The sequence below is a fragment of the Mesorhizobium delmotii genome (genome assembly GCF_900149755.1).
GTDB lineage: Bacteria > Pseudomonadota > Alphaproteobacteria > Rhizobiales > Rhizobiaceae > Mesorhizobium > Mesorhizobium delmotii.
Genome location: NZ_FUIG01000038.1, coordinates 26,695 through 39,094 on the forward strand (window position 1 = coordinate 26,695; position 12,400 = coordinate 39,094).

The window sequence follows — 12,400 nt, forward strand, 5'->3', positions numbered from 1 at the left end:
AAGACCGTATGTCCGCTTCTGCCGGTGAGGTAGCTCGCCGGCAGAAGCGGACATACGGTCTTACACCAGATCCTCCGGAGTCAAAATACGCGGGGAGTGTGTCTGTTACGATTTACTGCAAACCGGGAAGACCTCCTCGCCGAATAGCTCGGTGGCCGTGAACCCCGGGCGCGGCACCTTCGGAAGACTGGGCAGTCATCGGCAGCGAACGGACCAAGCTGCAGGTGGCCACTTAAGCTCAGCTACAGCCGCGCCTTCCTCGTGCGGGCCTATCCGCTGCAAACACACACACACGAGATGCTGTTCGATGCCCACACCCACGCCCTCCGGATTCTGGGAGGCGTTCCCCGGCGCGGGATCTATGACAACATGCGCACGGCGGTCGATAGGGTCGGCCGTGGCAAGGATCGTCAGGTCAATGCCCGCTTCTAGGCTATGGCCAGCCACTATCTCTTCGAGGCCGAGTTCTGCAATCCGGCCTCGGGCTGGGAGAAGGGGCAAGTCGAGAAGAATGTCCAGGATGCCCGCCATCGGCTATGGCAGCCGATGCCGCGCTTTGCCGCGCACTTTCATCACACGTATCCCAAACTGCGCGCTGGCTTTATTTTACGGAATAGTACGCTTTTGGACAAGCGTACTATTCCGTTATTTTATTATCTCTCAGATTATATGTCGTCGAGTCGATTGAACGTTTTCGGTTGCCGCCCGGGAGGTCGGAGGCGCTTCCCTCCGCGGCGCCCCGGGTGGTCGAACCACCCTCTTCAATCCCCTATCGGGGACTCTAAAACGATCCCTGGCTTCTGTCGAGGGTGCACGAGGCTCAGTTGACGATCGTTGCTTCGGTCGATGTGCGTAGCTCGTCGTCGGTCACGCCGTCGGCGAGTTCCACCACCTTCAGCCCGTCCTCGACGACGTCGAGCACGCCAAGGTTGGTGATGATCCGATCGACCACGCCTCGCCCTGTCAGCGGGGATGGCCATGATGAAAAGACCATTCAACATCGCCCAACTCCAGCCCACCGACACTTCAGACACCCAGCACCGTCTCTACCAGGTTCACCCAATAGCCGATGCCATAAGGCAGTGCTTTGTCGTTGAAATCATATGCCGGGTGGTGCACGCTAGCGGTCGGTCCATTCCCAAGATAAATGAAGGCGCCCGGCCGCGCCTCAAGCATATAGGCGAAGTCCTCCGCCCCCATACTGACGCTGATCTTGTCGTCCACGGATGCAGGCCCCACGAGATTGCGCGCCGCCGTGATCGCAAGATTGGTCCCTTCCGGGTGGTTGAAGGTAACGGGGACGGATCGACGATACTTGAACTCGACATCCCCACCGAATCCGCGCGCAATGCCCTGAGCGGATGCCAAAATCTCTCGTTCGGCGAAGTCTTGCAGGCCGGATGCGAGAGTCCTGACGGTTCCGGCGATTTCAACCTGATCGGGGATGATGTTGTAGGCCCGTGAGGCGTTTAACTTGGTGACGGAGATCACCAGCGACTCCCTAGGATCGGTCTTGCGCGACACCAAGGTTTGCAGGCCAATGATGATCTGGGCTGCGATGACGACGGGGTCGATAGTCCGATGCGGACCGGCAGCATGGCCACCCTTGCCCTTCACGACGATATCGAAGTCGTCCTGCGAACCCATGATCGGGCCATCGCAAATGCCGAACTTGCCGATCTCCATGCCTGGCTGGTTATGCATGCCAAAGACTTGCGAGATGTCGAAACGATCCATGATTCCTTCCTGGACCATCCTTAAACCGCCCGACGGCAGTTCTACTTCTTCTGCCGGCTGAAAGATCAAGGCGACGGAGCCCTTGAACTTGCGCGTAGACGCCAGGTATTTGGCAGCGCCCAGCAGCATGGCCGTATGACCGTCGTGGCCGCACGCATGCATATTGCCTGGTATTTTTGATGACCAGGGTTTGTTTGAGGCCTCAATTATTGGCAGGGCGTCCATATCCGCCCTCAATCCGATCGTCGGCCCGTCTCCGCCTTCGCCCTGAATCAATGCGACTATGCCAGTTTCAGCTATGCCCGTTTCGATGTGATTGATACCGAACGAGGCCAGCTTCTCGGTCACGAACTTCGCTGTGTTATCTACCCGATAATCGAGCTCGGGATTTTCATGGAGGTAGCGACGCCACTCGGTTGCCTCGCGCTGCAAATCCCCCCGGAAAGTTTCAACGCTTGTCATTTTGATTCAGCCCTTTTTAGACACATTCCGCCACGTCGCTTAGATGTCCTTCTCCAGCCGCGTCGCATATTCTTGCATGGAAAATGGACAACGAGGGGGAACGGAATCCCCTTTTTGAACGCCGCATCACGATCGAACTTAACTCTCCACTTTATTCAATCGAGGATCAGAATTCTTTGCCGATGCTCCTCCCAAAAATGAGGCATGACGGAGAGGGATTTGCACCAAACTGCCTCAGCTGCTGAAACGTGGATCGCAAAAAGTGGCGATGTTTGAAACGTAGTGGCTTGTGAGACGCACTGGGGATTTACCACAGGAAATCAGATCGAGCGCAGGTCCATCTCAGCCAAGGCATTAGGCGGGTCCATCATAATTCAGGAGGTCACGTTGACGGCCTTTCCTAGAACGTGCCGCTTGATGTCCGAATATGCAACGAGATCGCGCCGGGCGCGCCTGCCCGTGCCACGCATGTATCGCCAGAGCGATAAACGGACCTGCGCCCAGATCGGGCGTGACCGTAGCGAGCCGTCGCTCCGATCAACTTTACGCCGAGTTCGAACGCCTACTTGGTACGGCGCCTCTTTAAGGCAAGAAAGATTGATGAACGCGGCCGTGCAGTCGCTTGCTCGCCCTTGGAAGAGAACTCCCAACGCCCAAGACGACACGAGGCACGATTTCCATCGGGAGCGCACCAACTATTCCAGCGAGATAGCAAGCCTGCCGCTGACAGCCAAACCGAGACACCATATGTACGCGGCTCCCCGGCGGCCCAAGAACCAGTTTCATCGATAACTCTCCGCCTTCTGCGCGAAGAGACTTCGGAAATGCTCGCCGTCTATTCTGCTTCGAGGCTCTGACGAAATGCGCATGGAGAAACGTGCTGTCGAACATCGCCAAACTGCGCGCTTTTATGATGTTTCCGCCACAGCCGGTTGTTGCGGCGCTCACCGCCGCAACGATGCCGGTTCATCTCGATGAGAAAGTTTCAGGACAAGCTGCTCGATCCATCCTGGCCGAAGAATACAAGCCAATTCGAATCCGATTGCATGGCGATTGGCCTTTGGGAGGCAAAGTGTTGAACATGCGCCTTACGCGGTCACGACGGCGGAGGTGGCTCGCAGTCGTAGCCCCTTGGGATCAAAAGCAGCGGCTGTTTGCGCGCGGCCAGGATAGCGCTGGCCTGCGATGTCGACCTCAACTTCCGCACCGTCTAATTCGGCAATGTCACCTTTCAGGTAGCCAAGACAAACCGGCTGCTGAACTCGATATCCGAAGCTGGCTGACGTGACCCGTCCTCTTATTGTGCCATTAATTCGGATCGGCTCTCCACCGATTGGATTCGCCTCAAAGCCGGAGTCCAGAAGGATAGTCACCATGTGGCGGCCCGAAGACTGCTTCAGCCGCCGCTCCAACGCATGTCGGCCGATGAAGTCGATATCCTTGCCGAGCTTTGTTGCCTGGGCCAGCCCTGCTTCGAGGGGCGTGTCGTCTGGCGTTATGTCGTGCCCAAATGACAAAAAGCCCTTCTCTATTCGCATCGAAGTTTGGGCTAGCAGGCCTGCAGGGCGGATCCCAGTTGCTTGGCCACTCTTGCGAAGGTTTTGATACAACGGAGGTGCGTCTGCCGCACCGACGGTGATCTCCCACCCCTGTTCGCCAACATAAGACAGGCGAGCAGCGCGTACATTGATGCCATTCAAAGAGAATGTCCGGTGCGCGAAATAGGGGAGATCGGCAACCGGATTAGCCCCGTCACAAGCATTGCTCAAGACATTTGCAGAAGACGGGCCCATCAACCCTATAACGCAGAACGCCTCGGTAACGTCCTCGATCTCGACGCGCTGATCGCTATGCTGGTGGTTCAGAAGCCAAGCGAGATCGCGCAGGATGCTGTTTGTGTTTACATATAGGACATATTCATCTTCAGCGATGCGCTGAGCGGTAAGATCACTCTGGAAACAGCCACGGTCATCCAATAGTGCCGTGTATATGACACGTCCAGGATCGCGCGCCATATCGTTGGCGCAAACGCGCTGGAGGAACACTTCGGCATCCGGGCCGGCGACTCGTATCTTGCCAAATGTGGATTGATCGAATAGTGCCACTCGCGTATGAACGGCCTCCACCTCCTCCGCGACGACATTGTGCCAGCCAGCTGTACCAAAAGTAGGCGTCATATCGACCTTGGTGCCGAAAACGAGAGGTCTTTCCCATCCGAAGCGCTGACCAAATTGCGCGCCATCACCTAGATGGTCACTGTGTAGCGGACTGCGACAGAGACCACGGCCGCTTTTCCACTCATGGCCCGGGAAAGAAATCGCGTAGTGCTTGCCGAGCACTTCCGGGGTGCGCTCCCGCAGAAACCCGACATCGCTCTCGACGGGCGGGAACCGGCGCGGATCCACTCCCGTAAGGTCCATCGGCGCCCCGCCCTCCAAAATCCATTGCGCAAGAGCCTTGCCCGCCCCCCCTCCCGTGGCAACACCAACAGAGTTCATGCCACACAGCAGAAACAAATTATCCACTTCCGCAGAAGGCCCGAGCAAGAAAGCTCCGTCAGGGGTAAAGCTCTCGGGTCCATTCACAAGCATTCGCACCTCAGCGTGTTCCAATGCCGGAATGCGATGAATGCCGTTGTGCATCATGGGTTCGAAATGATCCCAGTCCTCATTGAGCAGACCAAATGCGAAGTTGGCAGGCAACTCGGATACATCGATCGGCTTTCCTCTTGGTTCGAAACAGCCGAGGAGGAGCCCACCGCTTTCGTCGCGGATATAAAGATGGCCATCGTGATCTGAGAGGGTTGGCCGATGACGGACGACGCCGTCAACCGGCTTAGTGAGAAGGTAAAAATGTTCGCAAGCGTATAGGGGTACTTTGACTCCCGTCAGGGCTCCAATTGCGGCGCTCCATAGGCCACCGGTTAGCACAACGGTTTCGCAGCGAATTGTGCCCTTGCCTGTTTCAACAGCAGTGAGGCGCCTGCCGCGTCGCTTCAAACCTGTAACTGGGGTGTGTTCATAGACCCGACCTCCGCGCGCACGAAATGCCTTAGCCAGAGCAGCGCATAAGTCACTTGGATTCACCCGTCCGTCATTCGGAGAGTAGATTGCTCCGATAATGTCCGACACGTTCGCGAGCGGCCAGGTTTCCGCGACCTCTTGCGCCGTAATCTCTCGCGCTGGTATTCCAAACGCTTCAGACAGAGCCGCTTGCCGCCGTATGTGAGTAAGACGATCCGGATTGGCGGCGATGCTTATTGAGCCCGTCTGCAACCAGCCCGTGCTTTGTCCAGTCTCGGCTTCGAGTGCGGTATAAAGCTCAGTGGAGTACTGAATGAGCCGCGTCAGGTTTTCAGCGGAACGCAGTTGCCGCACTTGAGCAGCCGAGTGCCAAGTCGTGCCCGAAGTAAGTCTGTCTCTTTCCAGCAAGAGAACACGCTTTATGCCCCCGCCCAACTTGGCGAGATGATACGCAACACTGCAGCCCATCACACCGCCGCCGATCACGACAATATCAGCATCGCTAGGTACGGCTTCGGCTGTTTCTGGTGCGTTTTCTAAATTGTCCGCCAATGTCGAGTCCTCAGTCCACAACCCCAACAGCCTCGGTTACCTGAACCCTTGACGCCGATAAAATGACTTCAGACTGCCCTATGTCAATTCTAATATTGACTTGGTGCCAAATATTCAGCCTTTGGCGGCGCTGTTTCACGGTCTGACTGAAGAATCGCGAGCGTGCCTTCTCGTACTTGCAATAGAGCTCTGGGGTGGACCGTTCGTCGAGATTACACCACGGTCCATGCAGTAGCCGGCTTTTGGCTTGCCGAATGACTGGTCTGAAGGAGCCAAAATCGAGGATCAATTTGACACCGTTTCAATTCAAAAATTGACGCTGTCCATCAACGTGATCATTCTTTGCGAGGGCGACAAAGATCGTCCAGCGATTAGTCACCGATTTCGAAGTTTGTTCGCAGGGCTAACAAGCTGGTCGTCGATTGAATCGCACCCGTCCGGTGCCAGACAGCGGCGACTATTTTACAGGCCCCGTTTGGAGGCCCCAGATCCGCCGCCCCGTCGTCTTCGTGGCTCGGTTAAGAGAAGGATGGGAACATGACAATCTCTCGACGCAACCTTCTTAAAGCGGGTATCGTGGCCGGAACGGCCCTTTCGTTGCCGACGATCCTTCGGGCCCAGATATCGCGCCGGCGGCCGATCTTTACCCCACAATCCAGAGCGATCCCAACCTTGAACTTCAGGTTACAAATAAGTCTGGCCATGTATACATTGTCCGAATGAACTGGCTGAAAAAACCGTTCGACAATGTTAAGGCGCGCCAAGCCATGCTTCACCTGATAGATCAGGAGGCATTCCTGCACGTCATTTCCCCGATCAGAAATACACCCGCACCGTCACTTCAACCTTTGGAGCCGATACGCCCTATACAAACGACGAAAATACGAAGTGGTACAAGAAGGGCGGCGATCCGGAAAAGGCCAAGCAGCTCTTCCAGGAGGCCGGATATGCCGGCGAGAAGGTCGTGATTCTCCAGGCCACAAACGTTCCCTCATACAACGTGAGCGCGCAGCTTCTGGCGGCCATGCTGCGCAAAATTGGAGTGAATGCCGAGCTTGCGCCGAGCGATTGGGGCGACATCGTCACGCGTCGGGCGAAAAAGGACCCCGTTGAGAAGGCGGTTGGAGCATCTTCATCTCGGACTGGCCGGACCACGCGCTCGGCGTTGCGATGTGGAACATGCAGAAGGCCTGAGCACGCAATAGCCGCCTACATCAGGATGATCTCGACCCTCGCGCTGCGAGGGTCTTCTCAGGGTGGCGCCCGGCGACGCCGGCATGCGCGAACAGCTGAGACGAAACGAACCGCTGCCAATTCAGTTTGCACATTGGGCGTGCTCGGCCTGTGGAGTTCGCGGCTGCGAGTCGCTCTTCACAAATCCGGTCCACCCTTAGGCGGAGGCGCTGATGGCCGCAGTTCTGGTGCCGGATCCGACGATGACGAAGAATTCGTCTTCGCAGCTGGCAGCTGGTTGGGCGGGGATGTCTGTGGCCGGAGCGCGCGTATGGGAGGCAGCGAGGCGCCTGTCTGCCGTCGGCGCCAAAGGAGAGACCTCGAAGCGGCACGCTTGACGGCGAACATCCAGCGCGGATGAAACGCGCACCCATTCTATCTGCCGTGCTTGAGGTGTGACCCGAGCTACGTTGACAACCATACGGCATCATCACCGGCGATGTTCCGTTCCACGGCATTGTACAAAGCGCGCGCGGAGATCATCCGATAACATGCGCTGTCGCCCTCGACGTAAACAAATGCGGCGTTCGGGCCACATGAGACCCCGGAACAATCGGACGAGACTTAACTTTAGTATAGCCGAAGATTTTCTTTCGCTCGACCGAAGATCTCGTGCTAACCGCTGAGGAGCGGTCATGCTGGGCAGCAGCCCTATTATCTATTTATCAATGCCATGGTAAGCGCGGCGACAGCAGCTTCACCATGTCACAAGTAGAGTTCCTACCGCAGGAATGACATCGAGGGGGACGGCTGGCGAAGCGGGCTGGGGGCCGCCCAGAATAGATTGCCGCGCTTTGACATTGTCGAGGAGGTGGTCACGGTGAATGAACCTCCTGCACGGCAATCGTCGGCCGTCGACGCCGTCGGCGCCTCAGAGCTAACATCTCCCAGAAAGACGGGAAGGTTGTAACTCGACTGAATAGGCCGGAGTGCGTGTCTCCAGCGGGAATCGGGTTCTTCGGGCGCGAAATTCCGGCCCGGCAGGCATTCAGTCAACAGAACGGGCAAATCCGCGTGTGAGCTCGTCCTTCGGACCACATCGGACCGAGCGTCAGCCTCGCGTCTTCGTTGTGCTGCCGCGCCATCAGATTATCTGATTCACCGCCGTTGGCGACGTATGGGCTTTCTGCTCAAGACTCGATGATCGGTAGGTCGATGTAACAACCGGTCGGGCCACGATGAAACTTGAGCGAGGGCGGTGCGCCGTCAGCGGGCACATTTGCGAACATAGTCTTGTCGCTGCCGGCAAGAGACACCCTGAGGCGGTAACCCGCCGGAAGACGGGCGGAGATTGGGTGCAAGGTGAAGGCGAGGATGGCAGCCTCGCCCGGAATGAGCGGTTCGGCGTCGCATTCCAGATAGCTATGCTGCGGTCCAAGCGCGCTGAAAGGAGAGCCGGTCCACACCTTCCGGTGCAGCGCACGCAGCTGACCTTCTGTGAGATAACAGATCACTCCGTCCGGCCTCACGGTTTCGAGATAGACGAAAAAGTTACCGTCTTCGCGGGTTGAAGTAACATTCAAGTGAACGATAGGATGTCCGGTGATCTCAAGGTCCTGCGTTAACGGCTCGCTGGTGTAGGCAAGGCGAGCGCCCTCGAACTGTCGCCGATCCCCATAATCCACCTTGTCCGTGCTGCCTATCCACCGGTTCGAGGCGACGTCCCCCAGCGCAGGGTCCACCTGGAGCGAGTCGAGGCCCGTCTCGTTGGGCGATGAGCTCAGACGGAAGCCATTCGCCACGTACCACCGACGGCGGGTGGCCTGGGGTGGCCATGAGCGGGTCGATTTCCACGCGCCCTCTCCTAGAGTGTAGTAGTGGAGGACCTTCCCCCGATCGCTGGCAGCATGGCCGTTGAAGCAGGCCGCCGCGAAGCGGATGTCATTTGCCTGCTGCGTCGGCGTCGTTGGAAGGATCGCCTCACCGGCGGTACGGAGGGGATCGTAGGGAAAGTTGCCGCCATGGTTCCACGGGCCGATGATTACGTTCATCGGATTTGACTGTCGCAGGAAGCGACGGATGGCCCCTTGCGCCGTGCCACCGTCGAACCAGCCCGCCCAGTTTTGGATCGGGGTGCCTGAGCGATCGATCCGGTCCGCTACCTCCTGAGTACTCCAGTCGAGCATGGATGTGCCGCCCCAGGTTGCGGGACGATCGTCCTTGAACCTCACCCGCTGGAATCCCTCCCAGACGGATGGTACCCGCTCGCGATCGCGCAGGGCAGCGTCAAGGTCCGTTCCCCCGCCCGACCCGACGGGACGCACGCCCGGCGAACGCTCGCCATCAGGCAAGATCTTCAGATTGCGGTCGAGATTTTTGACGCTGTTGCCCCAGTTTCGCCCGAAGGTGACGTTAGCGACTCCACCGGGAAAGTAGTAATCTTCATAAGGATCGTAGTCGGCAAACCGCGGTACAATGCCCTTTAGCGCCGGATGATTTTGCTCTGCCATCCGGTCCGCCGTGTTGGCGGTGTAGGACAGACCGTAGCCGACCACACGGCCCGTGGACCAAGGCTGCGCGACGATCCAGTCGAGCACTTCGGCAAAATCCAGTGTTTCGGCGCGCGCACGGTGATGAGGCCACACCCCGAAAGATGCACCGGTGCCGCGAACATCTCCAACGACGACGGCATAGCCTTGCGGGACAAACAGGTCGGCAAAGGGGTTGGAAGGGTGCCCTTTGATTCCACGCCAATAGCGCGTCATGACCAGGATGGTGTCACGCTTGGTCTTTGCGTCCTCGTCCATTGGACGGACGACATCCAAGGCAAGGCTGACGCCATCGCGCATGGTCACGTACGCCGATTCCAACGGGCCGACCTTATACCGCCCCTCAGAGGAGCCACGGAGATCGAAGCGAAAGATCGAATCCGGTGTGTCCTGACGAAAGAGACTCATGCAGTGCTCCTCTAATAGAAGATGCTTGCTCAACGCTTCGCGCAAGCACCTGCGGCGCGTGGGCAAATGAATACTTCCATGGCCGGCTCTTCCCCATTGACTTTCTGATCAGACCCGCCCAAGAATGACCCCATCGATAAACCGCGTCAATTTCTGAATTGAAATGGTGTCAAATTGGATCCCCGATTTGGGTAGCGGCTCTCAGCACCGCTATCGGGCGTTGGCTGAAGCCATCAGGGATGCAATCCAGGCTGACGTTCTCAAGCCAGGAGATAAGCTCCCGCCTCACCGCGAAATGGCGTGGAAGCTTGGTGTCACCACAGCAACCGTCGCTCGCGCCTATAATATCGCCGCGGAGTGGGGTCTGGTGTTTTCACGCATCGGTCACGGTACGCGAGTACGGGAACGGGGCGATGTTCGTGAGCCCATAACACTTCGCGAGGGAAACGAACGTGGAACACTGATAGATTTCGGCCTGCTTCTTCCAACGCCGTTGCAGGATCACGCTCTACGGCGCCAAGCATTCGAGAATGTTTTTGCGCGCATCGGTCGAAATATTCTTGATCGCTCGCTGTCGGGTTATGCGCCCGATCTTGGGTATCGTTCTCACAGAGAAGCAGGCGCCGATTGGTTAGAATTTCTGAGCGTTGAGTCGGACGCAAGAGACGTTGTTGTAACCCGCGGTGCCCAAGAGGCCATCCTGCTTTTGCTATCGACCTTCACGCAACCGGGCGACCCTGTTTTGCTTGAAGATCCCACCTATCTGGGACTTTCGCACCTGCTGCGGCTTCGCAAGCACCAAATCATTCCGCTTCAACTGGATGCGGAGGGCTTGCCTCCACAGGCGATCGAACGCAAGGTCGCCATGTCGAGCGCCAAATTGCTCTTCCTAACTCCGAATTTGCAAAATCCCACCGGGGTAACGTTATCAACCGAGCGGCGCCGCGCCATCGGCCAGATTGCACAACGGCATGACCTCCTCATCATAGAGAACGATCCGTTTTCCGCCCTTGTCGAAAAGGACGCTCGGTCATCGGCCATAGCATCCATGGCTCCCGAGCGCACTTTTTACCTGGCTAGCCTGTCGAAATGCACTGGGCCAGCTATGAGAGTCTGCTTCATGCGCTGCCCCCCGGCTCGCTCGCAAGGGCTCGAGGGCGTAAAACATGCGCTGACGCTCGGAGGCGCATTCTTACAAGCTGAAATCGCGGGCGAGTGGATCCGCACAGGTCTACTTGATCGGTTGTGCACATGGCAACGTGACGCGATTGGGCGTCGATGGTCTTTGGCACGATCAATCATGGGGGATCGTTTAGGCGAAAAGTTGCTGCCCGCGCCATTTGTCTTCCTACATCTTCCGGAGCCTTGGCGGGCAAGTGAGTTCGTCAGCGTTGCACGGCAGTCGTCGGTTATTTGCATCGAGGCTGATCGGTTCACCGTCGGCCGTGCTGGTGCACCTCAAGCGATACGACTGGCGCTTAGTACGCCAGCAACCGAAGGCGAGGTGCAACGTGGTCTTGAGATCGTCGCTGGCCTTATGTCGACCTATTCGCCTTCAGGCGTAACCCGCTACTGACCAACCGGCACAAGGAAAGGAATGGCAATGAGAGTTCGATTCCGCTCCACGTCGCACAAAGGCCAAGCATCAACTTTATTTAGACCCACCGATAAAGGATCAGAAACCCCAAAACCTTAAGGCCGCTGAGATGAGTGTCGGTAGCTTTTCAAGTTGTCCGGTTTTTGTAGCACATCAGTTGTCCGCTTTGGGTTGACGGCGAGGCCGCGGATCTGGTTCTCCAGCATGACGCGCTGGCCGACCAGCTTCTTGCGCGCGATGACCAGTGAGCGGATGGCATGCGCCGGCAGGGACTTCACATGGGTCGGTTTGAAGAACCCGGTGCTAGGCCACGGGCATCGTTGCGGTCCGTCTTGTGGGTCGCTAGCGACGTCAGCGCCTCGTACGCCTGCCGGCTCTCGATGCAGACGACAGGCACGCCACGTTCACGCAGGCCGTGGTAGAGCATCGGAGCCATACGACCGGTCTCGAAAACGACTCGTCGGCATGCCGGAGCCTTCGGCAGCGGCACAATGATCGCCTCAGTCGTCGAAATCGTCCTCGCTTCGTGAACGACTGCACCCTCACGGTCGAGAACGCAGACATGCGTCTCCTCCATTGAGATATCCAAACCTGCAAAATACTCCATGGTCGGTCTCCTCTTCAAATGTCGGAGCCGATCCTATCGATCTCCGCGAAGAGCCGCTGTCCATTACCCAATGTTGAAAAAGCCGCTGACCGAGGCGCTTGAGCATTTGGCTAGAATGCCGTTCCGAAAGGAGACGTATTGCGAATCCAGATTCCGCGAGATGTCTGCCAAAGGGAATGGGATTCTGCTGGCGACGTTCGCTTTGGGATGCGCCGGACCTTTTCAACAAAATCCGCCACTTCCTTACGTTTCCTTCAGGCTAGGCGTTCAGTTCTGGGCTGTGAATGACCGG

Annotated in this window: 5 protein-coding genes and 4 pseudogenes; 4 read left to right on the forward strand and 5 right to left on the reverse strand. The window is 57.6% G+C overall.

The genetic code is table 11. From position 1 onward, the window contains the following. Positions 1-179: 179 nt before the first annotated feature. Positions 180-558, forward strand: a pseudogene (locus tag BQ8482_RS22300) (IS21 family transposase); the annotation flags it as partial. Between the two features lie 262 nt (positions 559-820). Here BQ8482_RS22300 and BQ8482_RS22305 read toward each other — a convergent pair. The 3 genes and pseudogenes from BQ8482_RS22305 to BQ8482_RS22315 all read right to left on the reverse strand — a co-directional run. Then, positions 821-970 (reverse strand): annotated as a pseudogene (locus BQ8482_RS22305) (succinyl-CoA--3-ketoacid-CoA transferase); the annotation flags it as partial. Positions 971-1,026: 56 nt separating this feature from the next. Beyond that, positions 1,027-2,199 carry a M20 aminoacylase family protein gene (locus tag BQ8482_RS22310; protein WP_123149576.1) on the reverse strand — a complete coding sequence of 391 codons (1,173 nt, stop codon included), beginning with the start codon at positions 2,197-2,199 and terminating at the stop codon, positions 1,027-1,029. A 1,088-nt stretch (positions 2,200-3,287) separates the two neighbouring features. After that, positions 3,288-5,774 carry a GcvT family protein gene (locus BQ8482_RS22315; protein ID WP_208867808.1) on the reverse strand — a complete coding sequence of 829 codons (2,487 nt, stop codon included), beginning with the start codon at positions 5,772-5,774 and terminating at the stop codon, positions 3,288-3,290. Positions 5,775-6,400: 626 nt separating this feature from the next. Here BQ8482_RS22315 and BQ8482_RS22325 point away from each other — a divergent pair. After that, positions 6,401-6,938 (forward strand): annotated as a pseudogene (locus BQ8482_RS22325) (ABC transporter substrate-binding protein); the annotation flags it as partial. A gap of 1,199 nt (positions 6,939-8,137) precedes the next feature. On the opposite strand, the gene BQ8482_RS22330 reads toward BQ8482_RS22325, so the two are convergent. Then, a complete protein-coding gene (locus BQ8482_RS22330) occupies positions 8,138-9,904 on the reverse strand; it encodes a CocE/NonD family hydrolase (protein WP_123149578.1) in 1,767 nt (588 codons plus the stop codon). Between the two features lie 220 nt (positions 9,905-10,124). Between BQ8482_RS22330 and BQ8482_RS22335 the strand changes: the two genes are divergently transcribed. Next, complete coding sequence (locus tag BQ8482_RS22335) at positions 10,125-11,480, forward strand: aminotransferase-like domain-containing protein (protein ID WP_165848666.1); 1,356 nt, start codon at positions 10,125-10,127, stop codon at positions 11,478-11,480. 194 nt (positions 11,481-11,674) lie between these two features. Here BQ8482_RS22335 and BQ8482_RS22340 read toward each other — a convergent pair. Further along, positions 11,675-12,108, reverse strand: a pseudogene (locus BQ8482_RS22340) (IS110 family transposase); the annotation flags it as partial. A gap of 70 nt (positions 12,109-12,178) precedes the next feature. Here BQ8482_RS22340 and BQ8482_RS38715 point away from each other — a divergent pair. Next, positions 12,179-12,400, forward strand: a 222-nt coding sequence (locus tag BQ8482_RS38715) for a hypothetical protein (protein WP_208867809.1), incomplete at its 3' end; no start/stop codon positions are given.